We start from the raw sequence: 18,987 nt of genomic DNA on the forward strand, positions 1-18,987 counted from the left end.
CTTAGCTTCTCAGGTCAATTTCCTGATAAATCGTTGATACAAATGATAAAATCTGCTGAATCAAACTGAAGAAAAGCAAGCACAGGAATGCCAGAAACCCCATGGCGACAACCGATAACAGTAAGGTACCTATGGTTTTTGACGGCGTAAATTGATGAACCGTCATATTCCCGACGAACAACAGGTACAATGACCAGATAAGGGCGATGCTGTGCGAAAAATAATAGAAGCCCGTTTCCTGGATCGAGATCACGTTGCTTAACCAAATCCAGGGGAATGGGATGATAACCATTGGAAGGAAGGCAAAGCAGGTCGACGTAAAAATTTCGACAAACCTCCCTTCTCCGTCCATCAAGGTCGTGAGCGACCAATTGGCCACACACCAGAACAACACCGGAAGCAGGACATACAGTACCTCCATCAAGCTGTTCATGTTCGCAGGATTGTATATATTGACGAGGAATCCGCTATACTGGCTGCTCATGATATTGGTAACGGCCAAAAGGAACAAGATCGAGAAAGAAACGATCAGGTTCGTTTTTTTGTTCCATTCATACTTCAAATCCCAATAACCGTTAAACGGATGGAGAATCAGATAAAATGGGTGTTTAAGCAGTTCACTGTTCAATTGCGGCACGTTTCCTTCCTCCTTTCCATCGCCGAAGTTTCCTGAACGTGATTGTACCGAGAACGATCAAGACAATGCCGGTCATGATTGCAGGGAAGTATTCGCGCAGCACTTCTTTGCGATAAAGCAGGAATGCCTTCGAAAAGTTCAGCTGATCCTTGCTTTGTTTGAAATATTTCATCGCCTCTGCGTATTTCCCTTGCCGAAGCAGCGCTTTGCCGATACCGGCATAAGCGAATTCCAGGTTAGCGTTCATATGGATCGACTTCTGAAATAAGGAGAATGCAGCCTCTTCATCGCCCCTGTAGTAGCTTCGGACGGCTTCGTTAAGAGTCCGGCCGTATTCCGTTGTTTCGAATAAAGTGATTTCCCCAAGCCCCTTGTCCAGAACGAGAAACTGATCGCCTACACGTTCGATGGCTGACGGCGTGTTGAATTCGCCCAGCCGGTTGCCCAGACCGCCGAATACATACATGAAATGTCCATCTCCGTTGTATGTGAATATCCGTCCGCGCCTGGAATCAAGCACCGAATAGATTTCGTTGTCCGCGACATCGATGTCGATCAGTCTCGAAACGTCCATCTGAGACGTGGCAGCGATGTCGCCGCGCGGGTTGAAATACCCCGTTCGCCTCAAAATATCGTTCCCCTGGGCGTTTAATTTCTTAATCGTATCTCCGAACCTGTCGCCGTTTGTCGCATAAATAAATCCTTCATCGTCAATATCCAGGTTCGTAAATTCCGTAGGCGTAAACATGACCATCCGGCTCCGCTGGGTACGTGTCGAAAGCCGTTTCCATAACAGCTCAGCCGGATCGACCCTTACGCGGTTCGCGCCGATGAACGTTGAAAACTCGCCGCTAGCGTTGAACTCCATAAACCCGTCAAATACGCCGACGGCCATGACATAAATCCGCTGGGCTTTGTCGACAACGACACGAGCAGGCTGGAACTGAAACTTCTCCTGAAAGAGCTCGGACTCGGGATTCTCGATCACCTTCGCAAGCTTGCCGTTCGAATTGAGGTGGACCATCCTTTTATTGCCCGTATCCGCGACGTATATATGCTTGTCTTCGGTTACGAACAGGCCCTGGGGGTTCATAAACTGATCAGGCCCCCCGTCCCCGTCGAAGGAATCGATGATTCGAACCAGCTTGAAACTCGCATCCAACACCACGATGCGATTATTGCCGGAGTCTAGCACATAAATTTGCTTGTCTGCCGTAACGTGTATATCGTTCGGTTCCTTAAATGGTCCGACGCCCAGACTGTCGCCATTCAGGATAGCCGTTGCCCGATAGGCTGCAGGCGAGGCGACAGTGTCTCCCCAGTAGGAATAATTATAGGAAGCTGGAGCTTCTTCGGCATGCACGATTGCGCTTCCCATTCCAATGCTTAGCAAACAGATGAGCGTTGTGAGGACAAGTGTCCTTGTTTTATAAATGCTGCTCAACATCTCGTCTCATCCTTTCTACTCTTTCATCCCGGAAGTAGCCATCGTCTGCATGACACTGCTCTGAGAAATGATAAAGAGCGTAATCGGAACGATCATCAAGAGAAGGGCGACCGCCGCTCCGACGCCTGCGCGAGCGATACCGCCTGCCGAGATTTGGCCAAGCGTGTAATGGAGCGTCTTCAGGTTCTCGCTATATATGAAGTTGCCTCCATCTGTCCCCCATAATGCGGGGAACTGCAAAATCATAAGCGTCAGCCATGCGGGCTTCACGTTCGGCATGACGATGCTCCAATAAATCCTGTACTCGTTCGCTCCATCAATTTTGGCGGCTTCCAGCAGCGCATCCGGAATCTGTTCCATGAATTGCTTCATAAGGAACAGTCCGAGAGGGAAGGCGAGAGACGGCACGATAACCGAGGCGTGCGTGTTGATCCAGCCGAGCCAGGACATGACTATATAGTTCGGTATCGCGGTAACATGGCCCGAGAACATCAGGGACAATATGACGATAGAGAACAAAGTCCCCGATCCCCAGAAGCGGTATTTCGCCAAAGGATAGGCCGCCGCAGACGCCAGCAGAATATGGCCAATCGTCCCGACGATCGTAATAAACAGGGTATTGGCAATATAGCGGGAAAGCGGTACCCATGAGTTCCCCATCAGGGCGAACAGGTCGAAGAAATTGTCCAGCGTCGGATTGTTGACCAGAAACCGCGGCGGGAAAACAAACAGTTCGTCAAGCGGCTTGAATGCGTTGTTGACAGCATAGATGAGCGGGAGCGCCATAAACGCGCCAAAAACGGTAAGAAGCGCTAACAGTAAAAAACTGACGGTAAAGGATCGGTTAAGCCGCCTGGGGGTCCGGAATAAACCTAGCATCCTCATGACCAATTTTATTCACCTACCTTTCGCAACAGTTTTTGCGTCAACTTATTGGCGCCGATCATAATGCAGAAGAGCAATGTCGCGATAGCAGATGCGTAACCCATCTCGAAGCGGATCGTGCCGAAGTCCATCAAGTGCGTTACGATGGTATGCCCCGCATAGTTAACGCTTGGAAATCCGGCTAGCGCGATCGATATATCGGCGACCGCAAGCGAGCCTGTAATCTGCATAACAGCTCCGAACATCAGCTGCGGCCGCATGGACGGCAGCGTGATGAACCAAAGCTCCTGCCAGCGGTTCTTGATGCCATCTACGGCTCCCGCTTCGATCAGCAATCGATCGATCGTCTGAAGACCTGCGATGAAAGCCAGGAAGCTGGTGCCCAGGCTAAGCCACAACTGGACGATGATAATAATAGGCAGTATATATTGCTCGTTCGAAAGCCATTGAATCGGTTCGAGAATAAAACCGAATCTCATGAGGAACCCGTTCAAATAACCGTAGCTGTCTCCAGAGAATACGATCAGCCAAATAAAGAAAACGTTGCCCGAAATGGACGGGGCATAGAACACAAGTGTCATAAACGCTCTGACCTTGGGCGACAGTTCATTGATAATCCAGGCGAAGAGAAAACACGCAATATAACTGACCGGACCGGTCACGACTGCGAACATGAACGTATTCTTCAGGGCGATCATGAACACATCGTCGCCTAAGAACAACCGGGAGTAATTCTGCCAACCTACGAATCTCGGAAACTCCAGCATGTTAAAATAAAAGAAACTGAGTGCCAGCGAGATGACGACTGGAATGACCGTAAAAGTGAAGAAGATCAGCATGTACGGACTCATCAGCAAGTAGTAGTGCTTGTTTTTTCGAAGCTCTCGGGCAACATTGGCGAGTCGTGACGGCTTCTTTGCCTGGATGAGGCTCGACGCGGCATGACGGTTTACTTCTGATTGCATCGGCTTCCACCCCCTAACTAATTCTGCAGATTGAATTCCTTCCGCTTGAGTGCGATTTCATCATTCATGTACAAAATATAATCCGAGAGGGCTTCGCGCGGATTCTCACTCTGGTTCACGACGCTCCGGAAGGCGTTATCCAGATGTCTGCCGGTGAAATACCCGCCTGGCACTTGAGGTATGCCCCTCACCCATTGCCATTGGCGTTCCAGATTATTGAAATCCTTGATTGGCCATGGCAGCTGCTCCAACGCTTCGATGTTGGCTGTCGGATAGCGAGCAGCCTCGCCGAGCAACCCTTCCAGCTCTCGTCCGTAATCGATTTGGGTATCCTTTTCTGTCCACCACTTCATGAATGACCATGCCGCGTCCTTGTCGTCGGCATTATCTAGCATCATGACCGCGGTCGTATGGCTGGCGACCTCATGACTTAAAGATCCGTCTTCGCGCTCGGTGCCGGGTACGATGGTAAAGTCCCATAACCCTTTGATCTCCGGCGCCATAACCGTCAGCATATTGTACGTTGTATAATCGGCAATGCCGATAGGCATCTCTCCAGTCCGGAACCGATTAGCGAAATCCGCTTGCAGCGGAAACTTGTAGTTTGTATAAAATTGCGTCCAGCGCTTGAAAACCTGCATTGAAATCTCGGAGTCGAGTGCGCTCTTCATGTCATTGTCCCGGTAGAACTGGCCGCCGTTCTGGTAGAGCAGCATGGCGAACGCCGCATTCGGAACCAGAGTCGCATTGTTCGTAGCCGATTCGATCGGCAAATAAAACTCCATGTTGTGCTTCTGCAGCACCGAGATCATGTTATACACATCCTGCCATGTCTTTGGAGGCTCCAAGCCCACCTCTTTGAGAATATCCTTGCGGTAGAACAGCATCGGGAAGGTCTGCTGCTCCGGCAGCGCATATACCCCTCCGTCATAGGTGTAAGGAGTTATTGCGCTACCGCGAAACCTTGCGGCGACTTCCTCGAAATCAGGGAAGACAGTCAAATCGGCTGCGGCGTTCCTCATCGCATAATTGACAGGGAGATCCTCGCCGGCCTGCAAGGCAACATCAGGTCCTTCGCCAGCCAAGACAGCTGGAAGCAGGATGCCGCCCGGAACCAGCCTTAAATTTACCGATATGTTCGTGTCGGGCGTAAACGTGTCGTCAATCAGCCCTTTCATCACTTGCGCCTGGTCCCTTCCCGTAGTTACCCAAACTGTGACGGAACGCCCGCCGTCTTCCGTGCTTCCGATGCTATCGTAATCTTCGGTATAAGAGGCGACGTAAGCGCCTAGCTCGTGCTTGATCTTCTCAAGCATAGTCGCTTTCGCTCTCGGGAGCTTGCTGTCCGGAGACGCGACGATCAGATAATCCAACGTAAGCGGCTGTTCGCGCACGGTCAGTATCCACGTGCCAAGACCGCCGACATTCACCTTGAAGGTTTTCAATCGGTTCGCGATTGTTTCCGGCTTCTCCGCCATTTCGTTCAACTGCCTTACCATCGTATGAAGAACAGCGACTTTATCGCTCCTCTCCCCTGTCGATTGCTCGAGATAGTCCGCCACGGCCTGGATATTGCCAGCTTGTTCCCGGAAAGCATCGATTAGGCCGGGAATCCTCTTCTCCAATTGATAATCGCGGTTAGGGTCCGGTGTATTCGAGGTTATTAACAAAATTTTTCGATACAATTCATTAAGCTCCAGCACGCTCGACTCGATCGTCTCTATAAGTGGAGCGAGCTCGCCGAGCGAAACCGCCATCCGAATGGTATGTTTCCCTTTCGTCAGATGGAATAGGTAAGGTTCGTCCCCTCCCAGCACATCTGTCTGCCATTCCATGTTGAAGCTGAATCGCGTCCGCTTCATTTCCTGGAATGGATATTTGCCATCGATCATGATGCTGCGCGTCGCATAGACGCCCCGCAGCTGATCCTGTTTACGCTTTAGCGCAAACTGGTACAACCCATCCTCTTCCACTTCGAATTCCCATTCAATCCACTGTCCCGGCAGCTTCCAGTTAAGGCCCCCAATCGTGTTGACCCGGACTTTTGAAGTGCTGTACGGCGTGACCGCAGGGCTTGACCGATCGGAAAGCGGATAAAGCGTTGGAGAAGATTTTAGGGTCGCATCCTCAGCCTGAATCACTATGAATTGACCCTCGGCGGCTTCAGCTCCTTCGGCTTCATATCCGGCTTTCCGTTCTTCATAGGTTTTTGTCTTCGGCTCCTGGTATAACTCGATATAGTCGATAGCCATCGGTTCCCTCAAGGAAGTCATAGAAACGGTCTGAATCCCTTCGCCGAAATAAAACAAATAGGGCTCATCATAGTAACCTTCGTTGTCCTCCAAGGACGCGATTTGCCAAATCGGCTTCTCTATCTGCCTCGGGCGCAAGTCGTTGCCGCGATTGTCCCGCTTGATTTCGTTTTCGCGATTGCCCCAATATCGATCGAATAGTAAGATTTCGGCGTCTTTAAAAGGCACTTCCTGATTGATCGCGAACTCCCTCTCGATAGCCGAGCTTTTTCCCTCAATAGGAAAATAATGAATTCGAACATTGTATAGACCCGGTTGATCGACCTGGACCTTCCAACTAATCGTACCCGACTCGGGCGTCAACACAGCTTGACCCTCCAGGCCTTGAAATCCATCCACAAGATCAAAGCCGTCCCCTTCGAGTGAAGCATATTGCTCGCCTTCGATTCGAATTTCAGCGGCCGGTCGATCTGCGTTCGAGTAGCGTTTCATATAGGCACCATATCCGTCATTTGCATCAGAATCCGTTACCGCTACAAAATCGCCAATAGCCTGAACATCGCCGTTGCCTTTCTCCTTTGATGAGTAGATAGCCCATACGGACAAACCTAAAACAAAAATAATAAATATCCATTTCACTAATTTCTGGCGTCTGACGCTCAATTCTGCTCCCCTCCCGCGTAAAAGTGAAATTCAAACAGTCCACATTGTTAAAGAGATGCGGACTGTATGATCACTTTTCAATCGTTATTTCTTATAGACTTCATCGATTGCCGCCTGGAAAGGCGTTTTAAAAGTCTCGATGATCGTGGATACGGATTGGCCTTTATTAATCTCGTCAGCGAACTCATAATAAGGCAAACTCGGGAAGGTATTCATATTGTCAAGATAAAATCTGTTCGTTCCTAATCGAACATTATTGATATCATCTTCGTTGGTAAACATCGACTCGTACCAGCCTTGGAGAGGGAAATCGTAAATCGTTTCGTAATCTTCGATTTTCTCCCAGATATATATAAGCTGCTCAGGATTCGGAACCGCTTTCGGAATAACTAAAGCCCCTGGATTGGTATCAGCTGTATAGAAGACAGAGCCATTCGGACCTTTAGGGAATGGAATAAAGCCAATATCGAAGTTTTTCATGTCGTTCTTTAAGCCACTAGCCTCATAAACCCCGCCATGATACAACAATGTGTTGCCTTGACGGAAAAATTGGCTTGGTTCCGTCCAATCGCCGCCCTCGGAAGGTCTTACAATTCTTTCGGTTGCCAGTCTGGACATGAAGTTCAAAGCCTCGACGGTTTTGGGATCATCCAGATTCTGCTTATCCTCTATCGTCAAGCTCGCTTCGTTGGAAGCAAGCGCCGCATCCAGAACTCCGGCACCTGCCAATCCCCATGTATCAAGCTTTCCATCGTTATTCGTATCTTTATTAGCCTCTTTTACCACTTGTATGAACGTTTCCCAGTTCCAGTTATCTTCATCAACATATTCTTGAAGCGGCTTCATGCCGAGATTGTTCATCAACGTACGATTGTAGAAGAATCCAGTCGCTCCCCCTGGATACCCGCCAAAACCATAACCTTTCCCGTTATAGTGCATGATCCTGTTTGTTACATCCGGGTCGAATACCTTGTCATTTTTTGTATACTCGTCAACTGGCCACAACAGATCTTGACTTGCAAGTGCAGGAATGGTGTACGATCTGCTTACAGAGATGATATCGCCTACCGGCTCGCCAGAAAGCAGCGAAGCCGTCACCTTCTTCTGGTACTCGGCGCCATCGATGACGACATATTCGACCTCGAAGTTATGTTTTTTCTTCAAAGCCTCCAGATTCTTTTTCCTTTGGATATTATCCGGGTTATCTTCCCCGATTTCCAAACTCCAGAAATTCACAATTTTAATAACCCTGCCGCCCATATCGAAATCCTTCTCGGGCGTTTCTTTGGAATCTCCCTCGCCTTCTCCAGCTTCAGTGTTCTCCTCATTAGCTTTCGTCGCCGCCGGACTGTTTGATGCCTCTTCGGTAGTTGCATTTGTGCTTTCGGGATCGTTACCGCCATTGCTTCCGCTGCTGCAAGCCGCTAAAGAAAATATCAACATCAGACTAACAAGCAACATCACCAGTTTTTTGTTCATTTCCATCCCCCTATAATTGAAATGTAATCGCTGTCACTTTGATGCAATGTTATTGATACGATGTAAAGTCGAACCCCCTACGCTATTCCGCATGTGCAATGCAGCTATCCATTCAACACCTATCACCCTCCTGGCCGTTCCAACTTCACCGAATACATTTGAAAGCGGTGTCAAATTCAATTCGCATCGCGTTTGGGACGAAATCCACTTCGTGGTCCCTCTTTGCTCTTTTAAAATCATATTGTAAAAAATTTATACAAACCTTCAATTTATAGACATGGGTATAGCATGATTTAGTCATGATCCATTTTTCCTGAATCGTGATATCAAATTGCCATATCTGTAAATACAAAGCGGAACCAGAAGTCTTAAATAACGATTTTTAACATGTTTTTTAGTACATTTTTGGTTGTATGATCAGCCATTTCACACAGCTAAAATATAAATGAAACCGCATACAAATATTACAGAAAAGGGGTATTGTTGTATGTCAAACGTGCGAGGAAATGCTATGATATCGAACTCCATGAATAAGTTGACTTCAATGAAAGGCGAAATGGTGGATAGCGCTTATTTGAACTGGTTTACCAATGATGAGCAATTCCCGTTTTTTATTCAATATGGCGGGCACAAAGCGGATACGCCACTTCATAAACATGATGACTTCACCGAACTCGTGATTGTATTGAACGGCAACGCTACGCATATCGTTAATTCTGAAACCTATTTTATTAAGAAGGGGAACGTATTCGTCATTAACGGTGCTACCTCCCACGCATACCAAAATCCACATGAATTTAAAATTTGCAATATTATGTTCCGGCCCGAATTACTTCGAAGCGCCGGTCCGGATTTAAGCACCTCCAACGGCTTTCAGGCACTTTTTGTTTTGGAGCCGTTTTATCGCAATATTCATTCTTTTCAAAGCGGGCTTAGTTTGTCGATTCCAAGCATGGAACACGTCTCATCGATAATCGGCGATATGATCAACGAATATAACGACAAGAAGCAGGGCTATCAGACAATGCTCAATTCCCGATTTATGGAACTCGCCGTCTATTTGTCCAGACAGTATGACAATCAGGAGAATGGCACAGACAACAATCTGATGCATTTGGCGATTGCTATCTCCTATATTGAAGATCATTATCTTGAGCCTCTGACTCTGGAGGAAATCGCGGCCAGATCCAATATCTCGGTTCGGCATCTGAATCGGATTTTTCAATCTTATTACCAAACGACTCCTATTTCTTACCTGCAACGACTTCGTTTGGAGCGAGCGCGTATGTTGTTAAGGCAAAGCGGACTCCCCATCACAAAAATTTCATACGAATGCGGCTTTAACGACAGCAATTATTTCACTCGTAAGTTTTCCAAAACCTATGGAGTTTCACCCAAAGCTTTTAGACTAAGTCAGTGATTTTTTTATATTAGCTTTGTGTTACAAATTACAAAAGGAGCCACGCTACATGTCAATAAAACATATACGGAGGCTCCTTTTTAGGCACAATTGGAATATTTAGTTTAAATGTATGTTCCATAAGGCAAGTTTTTTTGAAGCTGACCACTATTCATCGCCCATACTCCTTAAAATGTGTTGCTAAAGAATACGGAGTTTATTTATGTTTTTTCGGCCATCATCCTAAACCTTGAGAGAGACACGGGACCATCCAAGATGAAGTATACGTCGCGCCTGCCGGAGGCGCCTGTCAGCCCGCAAGTGAGGCTCTGCCAGTCCTTTTCTCCGCAAGCCGGAATCTTGCATTTACCTGCGATTGGACCGTCCGGTCCATCCAACCGAACTTCAACCACAGCATCCATAGTGGCGGCTGCCCGCAGCTCGACCGCGGAGATTCCTGCACCGAGCTCTGCATCATGGAATGCAAGCCAGCCCTTATCGCCGTTTACGGCTGTGGCGCTTCCGCCTTCGATGCATTCACCGAGATGAATGCCTTGATACGCATCGTAGTTTGCGGCCCGCGTCACTCTCTTAAGATCGCGCGGCGGAATCGTTTCCCCGGCAACTGTAAGGCGGCCTTCAAGCCGTAAATCGGCGGATGAAGCGCCAAGCATGATTGTATACGTTCCGCTTTCTAGGCAGAATCGGTCACGCGTTACATCCCAGATGGCCAGCGATTCGAGCTGCAGTTGGAACGTCACCTCTGCAGACTCTCCCGGAGCCAAGGCGATTCGTTTGAAGTCCGCCAGCTGAAGGCGTGGACGCTTGACGCGGGATTTGTCTGCACGAACATAAAGCTGTACGACCTCTTCACCCTCACAGTCGCTTATGTTCGTCACACGGCAAGCAACCTGGACTGCCATGTCTGTCCCGGCCTCGGCGCAGTTCGGCGACAGCTGCAGGGCTTCGTAACGGAAGTCGCTGTACGAAAGTCCGTGCCCGAATGGATACAGCGGTTTGCCTTCGAAATATTGATACGTTCGGCTGCCACGAATGATGTCGTAATCCATGAATGGCGGTAGCTGATCGACGGACTTGTACCACGTCATGTTCAATCGGCCTGCGGGATTGACATGGCCGAACAGCACGTCCGCCAAAGCACGTCCGAGCTCCTGGCCCGCATGGGACGTGTAGATAATCGCCTTCGCCTTCTCCTGCAAAGTGTTCAAGGCGAACGGGTAACTGCCGACGACCACAACAATCGTGTTCGGGTTCTCCTCCATAACCGCAAGCGCCAGCTTTTCCTGCGATTCCGCCAGCGTGATGTCGGGCCGATCCATCGTCTCTTTGCCGTTGATCAGCGGATGATTGCCGACAAACACGATCGCCACATCTGCGCCGCGAGCCGATTCGACAGCCGCGTCCACGCCGCTCGACACGCATTCAAACTCGAACGTGTCCGCATGCGTTCCAGCAACCGGGCTCCCCGCCTCCGCAGCGCCTCCGACGTTAATTTCGTTCGTGGTCTCTGCCGCTCGACCGTCACCGACGAGCAGTACGCCTGTCCTGTCATCAACCGTTACAGGCGTTCCGTTCCAAGTCGAGACGGTAACTAGCGAACTGTCCTGGTCTACAGGTCGTATCTGGAAAACTTCCTTTGTAAACCACTCCCAAATCCGATGAGCCGACGCTTGCAAATTCTTATCATCCGTTGTCACATAGAGGCTATTGCGCAACGCAATTAATGTATGGCTGCCCCAGCCCCAGTCCGATACCTCGAAAATGTCGCCTTCTTCGGGCCTCTCCGCACGCGCGGCGAGAGGAGCCTTTGAATCGTCGCTGAGCCGAACATACCGTCCGCTGCGTACAGTCTTCATGCGCACGCGATCCGTACCGGCGGAGTACGACGTTTCGGCGCCTGTTCCCTCCGCCGCCAATCTCTCGCGAATTCCCTGCAGCGGGGTAACCGCGTAAGGCAATGAGCCGCTGTACCAATCGCGATAAACGACATCGGCAAGCGGGCCTATGACGGCAACCTTGCTCAGCTTGTCAGCTTGCAGCGGCAGCGTCTGCCCGTCGTTCTTGAGCAGCACGACAGCTTTTTGCGCAGCCTCCCTCGCGAGCTCCGCGTGCTTTGGATGGAGGATCGCCGAATCGTCGATCGCGGCATACGGATTCCGTTCCGACGGGTCGAACTCCCCAAGCCGGAAACGAACGCGGAACGTGTTCCGAAGAGCGGTATCCAGATCATTTTCTGTCAACAGCCCGTCCTTCAACGCTTCGCGGATCGCCTCCGTCACAACTGCCGCTTCGTCCGTAATACTGTCGATTCCACCTTCCCGGATCGACCGGGCCACCGCTTCCTTCAGCGTCTCTACGTAATGATGATCCCGCATCGTGCCCGTTACGTCGAAAGCATCGCTAACGACAAAGCCGTTCATTCCCCATTCGCGTTTAACGATATCGATCACGAGCTCACTGAGATTCGCCGGCACTCCGTTGATCGCATTGTATGCCGTCATCATCGACTGGGCCCCGCCTTCTTTGAATGGGATCTCGAATGCCTTCAAGTAATATTCGCGCAGGTTTCGTGGATCAAGGCTGACCGATGTATCGCCTCTTCCCGCTTCATTGTTGTTGCCGATAAAATGCTTTAGCGTGGCAACGGCCTTTAAGTAAAAAGGATGGTCCCCCTGAATGCCTTGCGTGAGCGCAGCGGCTAGTTTGCCGGCCAAAACCGGATCCTCGCCATACGCTTCTTCCGTCCGGCCCCACCGTGGGTCCCGCTCCAAGTCGACCGTCGGCGCCCACAGCGTCAAGCCGTTAAAATTCGGATCCCGCTTGTAAAAGCCGCGAGCTTCGTCACCAATCGCGCCGCCGATTCTCTTAAGCAGCTCGATATCCCATGTACAAGCAAGACCGATCGGCTGAGGATAGCTGGTCGCTTCCCCGAGCCATGCCATGCCATGTGCCGCCTCTGTGCCATGCTTGTATGCCTGTATGCCCAGACGCTCTATTGCGATCTGGTATTGCGGTATAAGCCCAATTTTCTCGTCCAGTGTCAGTTGGGCAATCAAGTCGTTTACGCGGTCCTCGAGAGGCGCATTGAAGTCTTGATAAAGGCAGTTCTTTTCGATTGTCATTTTCTCACGCTCCTCGGAAATCCTTCGTTGATGGGAAGTGAATACCCCTTCGATTTCATAAAGTGTAACTTCTGCTTAAATTATTCATCTTTTATTGTAGTTCAAGACCGACAAGAATACCTCGATTTTCCGGTCTTATAATAGCATTATATGGACAAATCTTTTCGAGAACTCAGTTCAGATCTATACTGGTGATTTATGGCATGTAGCACTAACCGTCTGATTCACTTCTGTACAGTTTAAGCTGTGGAACATTAAGAAAAGAGTTTAAAAAACGAAGTAAACAGAATAGCCATGGAATAAGAATATTCTAGCAGTCCACGGAACACGGATATTATTTTTGTAATACAACTTACGATTTATTGGGATATAGCGAATTCAGATTTTTTCAATTTTCATGATCGTTCGATACCTAGGGAAGGAGGTGATCACATCCCAATGAAAAGAAGAAAAGTTGATTTAAAGTCGGAGCTTAAAGCCGCGCAATAAAAAAGAAGCAAGTCTATAAAGACGTGCTTCCTCTGAGACGCTCGTTAGTTTCTTGACTATTTGCCCCTGTGCTTCTTCTTAGCTTTTTGAACCCTAAGTTGATATTTTCTTTCATTCTCTTCAAGAATTTGTTGTCGATCATGCACTTTTCGTTGGAGTTTCCTAGACTCGAGGTTCAGCTTTATTGCCTCCTGAGCATGGTTATTTAAACCTCTCTGGGCAATCTCCTTAGACGCCTGGCGAGCTAGTTTTTTCGGATTTACTCGTGTGATTTTACTTCGTTTAGCATTCGTCCCTACCTTCGTGAGGCTCATTAATTCCATCATTTTCTCGTTAACGAACTCTAATACCTCCGAATCCTTCGGTTCGTTACCAAAAATATAACGACAAGCTTTTAGACGTCCCTGCTCCTCCTACCCAATCACACCGATCCAGTATTTACAATTTTATCAAACAATACGGTAAGCTACACACTTACTCCCCCTCTGTTTTATACTGGTGTGATGGACATCCCGAGGGGGAAAGGTCACTGACACGAGGGCTAACCCTGTGCGACCGGACTACTAACCGATCTGTGTTTTTACACTCCTATAAGGTTATATCACATATTTTTACAATTGTTAAACCGCTCTACTAACCTGCCAGTTAGCTTAATGAATTGCATGGAAACATAGTTAGATACTTATCTAATCGGTAATCGGCTCATGTTCTTGTCCTTTTCGGTAAACTTTACAAGTTCTTGTCCTCGACTCGGGACAAGAACTTGTATCTATAAAACAAAAAAGCCGCTTTAATAGCGACTTTCAATGTGACCATGTTCTTGTCCCTCGACATTTGTGTCACAAACCATGTGAATTTATTTTGCTCTCTCTTTTATCATTTCAAATCTTGCGTTCCATCCGAAGCAGTGCCGTGATCTTCCGACATCCGTAACGAAATTTATGCTGACTACAGAGCTCACGAATCTTCTCTACCATGTGATCTTTATATGGGCTTCCGTAGGTGGCTTTCCAGCGATAGTAAGTGGAGCGAGAAATCCCGATCTATGCACACGCTTGAGTACACTGACTTCCCCTCGAACGGACTCCATCCACTCCACTACAGTCTTTGGCGACACCTCCTTTCCATTTCCGCGAACTTTTTTAGCAGTTTTAATTGTTGCTTCTGATGTATATTCAGGCCCTTTACCGTAGCTATATTGTTTACCGACAGCCTGATCCAACCGGTTCCACTGGCCACTGCGATAACCATTTCATCCAGGTCTTACTTGTGTCTTATTTCGTATGTTCAGTTGGTCCATGACTTTTTTTACTGGAATGCCATCCAATCTCATTTCAATGCCTCTCTTCTTCACCGGAATAGCTAACTTATTATAATTAACGTTTTAAGTCAGCTTATTTTTTATAGTGATTTTTAGAACCTGCTTCCAGATCACAGCATGGAGCGATCCGTTTGACGATAGAATTTTTCTAATGATTTGCCTACCAGTACTGTAAGTCAATTTACATATCCTTGTCGCCATGCCAATGCATAATCTGATGTCAGACTTCAGCTTATTTCACACTAAACCTGCTTTCAGCAAACTTCGAGACAAGCGGCAGTGCACTAAACAAATACGCAAGAGACAATGTAGTAACGACACTAGCCAGCGTCCAGGGTGTTAAGCGTAACAGCATCGCCACAATAAAGCATACCGAAATCAGACTGTTCAGCAAAGTGAACAAAGGGTTCTTCGTATTCAGTTCCGTTGAATATGGCTGAAGCAGATAGTACAGCAGCAAATGATGCACCGTAAAGAAAACGGCCAAAGTTAGCGTCAACAGCCAGATCGGTAGCATTATACTATGAACTTCTCCCTCAGACAAAATCATTACGAACACACTTAGCACAGTCGCTAAAGCCGCGCCAATTCGTACATTCATCCCCAACATCCATCCAAGCCGCAAACGAAAATGTTGCACCGCATTCTTGCGATAGAAGTGATAACGCATCAGTGTTATATCGCAATGGTAAAACAACACCTTGCACAAATGCATTCCCGTCGTCAAATGAAACATCGCTAAAATTAATAAAGGAAGAAATCGTTCGAGCGAATTGACATCCAAATGATCAGCAGCAAATAACAGCGCCGAAGATACCAGCATAACGCCAATCACCATTATGGCTGCCAAACGCTTTCGAAGCGGGGCGCGAATTAGACTGTTATGTCGTGCAATAAAAAGCTCATGCATGTAAGCATAGCCTTTTTTGCGACCTGCTCCTTCCTTTGAACTGTATGGTGGCGAAGAGTTCTCCCTGTAGTCCCTCTCATTTACCTGTACCGCTTTTCGCTGGACATCAGCCATCATTTGTTCCATATTCAATAGCGGATCATCGTGATTTGTTACCGTGCGAACCTCAGCCGTAAAATCTGTTTGCTTCAGCAGGACATAGCCGGAGAAAACGCCAAAAAACAACAACAGCGCTATGAGCAACGGCTGGCCAAACGCCATAGCACCGAACAACGGAACTCCATCTACTGTCGTCAACGGCAAGTAGGCTGCAGCCAGTGTTAGCAGCATCACCAGCACAATAATTCCCGTCTTCTTCACCAGCACTATATTACTCTGTCGGAACATGATCAAATGCAACCATTCGGATCCCACACGCCACATCGTCACAGTAACGACCAGCATCAGCGCCTGTAGTGCCGAAATACCAAAAATGCCCGCGATCACTGTTAGTGCAATCCATTGATATAAAAAGAAAGTCGTGTATCGGTAAACGAGCACGGCCCGCATGAATCGTGTCGGCGCGATACGCATGAGTCGGACTGCAGTATACTTCACTTCGTTTGTTTCCATTATTTTCGCACTCGTTATCCCTGCCATCAATACACTGATGCAAAAATACATATGCATAAACAGTTGGAGCCGTTCTCCAGCCTCCCTTTCGTCCGCCCACAAGACCACGGGCAGCGCAATCATTACCCCGAAGTATAATAAGCTTTCCAGCAAACCGGCAATAATCCTCAACACAACCGCCACTGCGCCGGCTGTTCGCTTCGCCCGTACAGCGGCATACGCCTGCTCACTGATTAAACCCTTAAGCCATGGCAAACGCTGGGTATAAAATATGATGCGGTTCGCCAACGTTGCAATCTGTAATTGCCACATGCGGGTAATCGTATTAAACACGCCCAGCATCGGATTTCTCCTTCTGAGTTCCATCTTGGCATTGCCCCAATCCGTTTCCAGCAGCACCAGCTTCGCCTTCGGCATCGCTCTGCAACAGTTCAATCACCTGCTGCTCGAAATCCGGGCGACCCAGGAGATCGGCTGAAACCCGTGACAACTTGCCATCATGTAGGACTACCAATTCATCACACAAGTCTGCCGCAAGTTGTAAAATATGTGTAGAGAAAATCAGTATATGATCCGATTTCATCTCTCGAAGTAATTGCTTCATTTCCAGAGCAATAATGACATCGAACGATGTCAGCGGTTCATCCAGCAAAATCACCGGAGGTTTCATCAACAGAAAAAGCAGCATCTGGATCTTATTTTTCATGCCGTGCGAATAATGCTTGAGCAGCTTATGCCGGTCATCCTTCGCAATGAGCATCATATCGAACAGCCCATCCACATCTTCGCCCCGTCTTGTAATTACATTCTCATTAACATCGATAAAGAAGCGAATAAACTCATACCCTGTTAAAAACTCTGGCAAGATTGGCAGCGAGTACACATACCCAACATCGTCCTCTTTCAAATCGCGCTCCGACGTACGATCCATTAACTTTATACTGCCGCTATCTGCCTGTATCTCCCTACTTAAACAATTGAACAATGTCGTCTTTCCGGCCCCGTTTCGCCCAAGCAGCCCATATATCTTTCCCTGCTCAAAACGAAAGCTCCCGCCGGCCAACACTTGCTTTTTACCATAACTTTTCCTCAGGTCTTGCAGAATTAGTTCCATCAACTTCTCCCCTCATCTATCCCATCTTTCGATCGGTTATCAAATTATGAACTAATTACCTTTAACACATCAAAATATATCAAATATTTTTATGAAGGTGGTTGTAACAAACTATTAAAACTGTTCTGTCTTTAGGTTATTGCAATTTCCTAATTGATTTCAGCTGATTTGGAAGATGTTCAAATCAAGATGAATCGTGAGGATATAGAAGTAAATCCGAAAATATGTGTTCGGACACGACCAATATGTAATTTGATAAGTATTTTTCTTTTACATCAGTTGTATGCTCATCTAATCGGCAATCGGACTATGTTCTTGTCCATTCCGGCAATCGGTACAAGTTCTTGTCCTTGGCTCGGGACAAGAACTTGTACCGATAAATTAAAAAAGCCGCTAAATAGCGACTTTCAATGGGAATATGTTCTTGTCCCTCGACATTTCATTAGCATGCCCGTTAGCTCAATGAGACGACAATCTAACTTAAAGCCAATAACCATGTCTGTCTCTGTAGAGTTTCAATATTTCATCATCTCGCTATTGTAACTGATTCATGTATCTAGGTATTACAATACTGTATTTCAATTTAAGAGTTTAAACCTAGTATTTTTTAGAGTTTATTCCGTGGTTATAAATTGTTGTTAGTGGTAATAATTCATTAAGTTATATGCTAATTGACTAGTCATTGTATTTAAATGAGTCAACTCAATTTTTTGCTTTAATAGAAAGGAATGAAAATATGAAAAGAGAAGAAATCTTCAAATATGTTAAAGAAAAATACAATACACTACCCGACTATCCGTGGGATAATCTCCCCGATTATGCAGTCCTCCGTCACGACAAAAATGAAAAATGGTATGGATTGGTTATGAATGTAGAGAAAAACAAACTTAATTTAGATGGAGAAGGAAAATTAGATATCTTGGATTTAAAGTGTGAACCTGAGTTAGTTGGATCCCTGCAAAAAGAAGAAGGATTCCTACCTGCATACCACATGAACAAAGAACATTGGATTACAATAGTACTAAATATCCAAACTAAGAAAAAAATATTGGAGTTGCTTGATAATAGCTATAGATTGACAAAAGATAATTAAAAAACAAACATTTACAGTTAGTAGCTAAGGATTTTTTTAGATTCTTAGCTACTATTGTTTATTAGGAATCTATTTCAAAATCCTTGATAGTCGCATCAGGTCTCAAAACTCTATCTTGAACCAGTTCTTTTATTGCCTCACCACGTTGTACTTTATTAACCCAGTCATGATTAGCAAGGGCACCTTTTCCTAATGAAACGAAATCAGCCTGATTTAATCATAATAATATCAGAAGCCCTCTTCGGATCCTCAAGCTGTCCATTTGCAATAACTGGAATACCAGAAAATTTTTTGGCCAGGCAAACGAGTGATTCACCATTAGAAAAGGCAGGTTTCCAAGCTTGATATTCGGTAATATGGATATAATCTAACTTGGTTTTCCCTAATTGACTAAATAAGAGCAAGCTCCTTGTTATTCATAGTAAACCTCCTTTCAAACCGGTCGTTACACCGTCGCTCCTTACTCCATTACACTCCGACAGTAAAAATTTTTTATGCATTTAAATTTTCAATTTCATCTATTATTACTCAATAGCATAGTCTGCGTAGTCTGTAGAAGGACTAATAAATGTCAATAT

General features: G+C 46.9%; 14 protein-coding genes. 2 read left to right on the forward strand and 12 right to left on the reverse strand.

Annotation, left to right across the window (positions count from 1 at the left end; translation table 11 throughout):
* Position 1: 1 nt before the first annotated feature.
* From DP091_RS18990 to DP091_RS19015, 6 genes are all read right to left on the reverse strand, one after another.
* Positions 2–637 carry a Yip1 family protein gene (locus DP091_RS18990; RefSeq protein ID WP_113059769.1) on the reverse strand — a complete coding sequence of 212 codons (636 nt, stop codon included), beginning with the start codon at positions 635–637 and terminating at the stop codon, positions 2–4.
* Positions 618–2,084 (reverse strand): hypothetical protein, encoded by a 1,467-nt coding sequence (locus tag DP091_RS18995; RefSeq protein WP_113059770.1) that lies wholly within the window; start codon positions 2,082–2,084, stop codon positions 618–620. Before DP091_RS18995 ends, DP091_RS18990 begins: the two co-directional genes overlap by 20 nt.
* A gap of 15 nt (positions 2,085–2,099) precedes the next feature.
* A complete protein-coding gene (locus DP091_RS19000) occupies positions 2,100–2,969 on the reverse strand; it encodes a carbohydrate ABC transporter permease (protein ID WP_113059780.1) in 870 nt (289 codons plus the stop codon).
* Positions 2,970–2,977: 8 nt separating this feature from the next.
* Positions 2,978–3,934: a carbohydrate ABC transporter permease gene (locus DP091_RS19005; protein WP_113059771.1), complete on the reverse strand. Its 957-nt coding sequence runs from the start codon at positions 3,932–3,934 to the stop codon at positions 2,978–2,980.
* A gap of 17 nt (positions 3,935–3,951) precedes the next feature.
* Positions 3,952–6,849 (reverse strand): extracellular solute-binding protein, encoded by a 2,898-nt coding sequence (locus DP091_RS19010; protein WP_181469865.1) that lies wholly within the window; start codon positions 6,847–6,849, stop codon positions 3,952–3,954.
* An 84-nt stretch (positions 6,850–6,933) separates the two neighbouring features.
* Positions 6,934–8,328 (reverse strand): ABC transporter substrate-binding protein, encoded by a 1,395-nt coding sequence (locus DP091_RS19015; protein WP_113059772.1) that lies wholly within the window; start codon positions 8,326–8,328, stop codon positions 6,934–6,936.
* Positions 8,329–8,887: 559 nt separating this feature from the next.
* Between DP091_RS19015 and DP091_RS19020 the strand changes: the two genes are divergently transcribed.
* On the forward strand, positions 8,888–9,748 hold the full coding sequence (locus DP091_RS19020) for a helix-turn-helix domain-containing protein (protein ID WP_113059782.1): 861 nt from the start codon (positions 8,888–8,890) through the stop codon (positions 9,746–9,748).
* A gap of 200 nt (positions 9,749–9,948) precedes the next feature.
* Here the strand turns inward: DP091_RS19020 and DP091_RS19025 are convergent, their stop codons facing one another.
* The 5 genes from DP091_RS19025 to DP091_RS19045 all read right to left on the reverse strand — a co-directional run bounded on the left by DP091_RS19025 (position 9,949) and on the right by DP091_RS19045 (position 17,316).
* On the reverse strand, positions 9,949–12,870 hold the full coding sequence (locus DP091_RS19025) for a glycoside hydrolase family 3 protein (RefSeq protein WP_113059773.1): 2,922 nt from the start codon (positions 12,868–12,870) through the stop codon (positions 9,949–9,951).
* A 545-nt stretch (positions 12,871–13,415) separates the two neighbouring features.
* Positions 13,416–13,739: a DUF2992 family protein gene (locus DP091_RS32375; RefSeq protein WP_113059774.1), complete on the reverse strand. Its 324-nt coding sequence runs from the start codon at positions 13,737–13,739 to the stop codon at positions 13,416–13,418.
* Between the two features lie 501 nt (positions 13,740–14,240).
* Positions 14,241–14,336: an IS3 family transposase gene (locus tag DP091_RS32380; protein ID WP_113059775.1), complete on the reverse strand. Its 96-nt coding sequence runs from the start codon at positions 14,334–14,336 to the stop codon at positions 14,241–14,243.
* 576 nt (positions 14,337–14,912) lie between these two features.
* Positions 14,913–16,601, reverse strand: coding sequence for a hypothetical protein (locus DP091_RS19040; RefSeq protein WP_181469866.1), 1,689 nt, complete (start codon positions 16,599–16,601; stop codon positions 14,913–14,915).
* Complete coding sequence (locus tag DP091_RS19045) at positions 16,528–17,316, reverse strand: ABC transporter ATP-binding protein (protein ID WP_113059777.1); 789 nt, start codon at positions 17,314–17,316, stop codon at positions 16,528–16,530. Before DP091_RS19045 ends, DP091_RS19040 begins: the two co-directional genes overlap by 74 nt.
* A gap of 736 nt (positions 17,317–18,052) precedes the next feature.
* Here DP091_RS19045 and DP091_RS19050 point away from each other — a divergent pair.
* The gene (locus tag DP091_RS19050; protein WP_113059778.1) at positions 18,053–18,409 is read left to right on the forward strand and encodes an MmcQ/YjbR family DNA-binding protein; all 357 of its coding nucleotides are present in this window, start codon (positions 18,053–18,055) and stop codon (positions 18,407–18,409) included.
* 203 nt (positions 18,410–18,612) lie between these two features.
* Here DP091_RS19050 and DP091_RS31940 read toward each other — a convergent pair whose 3' ends face one another.
* Complete coding sequence (locus DP091_RS31940) at positions 18,613–18,813, reverse strand: hypothetical protein (RefSeq protein ID WP_258394615.1); 201 nt, start codon at positions 18,811–18,813, stop codon at positions 18,613–18,615.
* Positions 18,814–18,987 lie beyond the last annotated feature (174 nt).

Source organism: Paenibacillus sp. MDMC362 (assembly GCF_003269305.1).
Lineage (GTDB): Bacteria > Bacillota > Bacilli > Paenibacillales > Paenibacillaceae > Paenibacillus_AQ.

Excerpts from the sequence above, each read along its gene's own strand:
- DP091_RS18995 (WP_113059770.1), bottom strand. The coding sequence starts at position 2,084 with ATGTTGAGCAGCATTTATAAAACAAGGACACTTGTCCTCACAACGCTC.
- DP091_RS19000 (WP_113059780.1), bottom strand. The coding sequence starts at position 2,969 with ATGAGGATGCTAGGTTTATTCCGGACCCCCAGGCGGCTTAACCGATCC.
- DP091_RS19005 (WP_113059771.1), bottom strand. The coding sequence starts at position 3,934 with ATGCAATCAGAAGTAAACCGTCATGCCGCGTCGAGCCTCATCCAGGCA.
- DP091_RS19015 (WP_113059772.1), bottom strand. The coding sequence starts at position 8,328 with ATGAACAAAAAACTGGTGATGTTGCTTGTTAGTCTGATGTTGATATTT.
- DP091_RS19025 (WP_113059773.1), bottom strand. The coding sequence starts at position 12,870 with ATGACAATCGAAAAGAACTGCCTTTATCAAGACTTCAATGCGCCTCTC.
- DP091_RS32380 (WP_113059775.1), bottom strand. The coding sequence starts at position 14,336 with ATGGTAGAGAAGATTCGTGAGCTCTGTAGTCAGCATAAATTTCGTTAC.
- DP091_RS19045 (WP_113059777.1), bottom strand. The coding sequence starts at position 17,316 with ATGGAACTAATTCTGCAAGACCTGAGGAAAAGTTATGGTAAAAAGCAA.
- DP091_RS19050 (WP_113059778.1), top strand. The coding sequence starts at position 18,053 with ATGAAAAGAGAAGAAATCTTCAAATATGTTAAAGAAAAATACAATACA.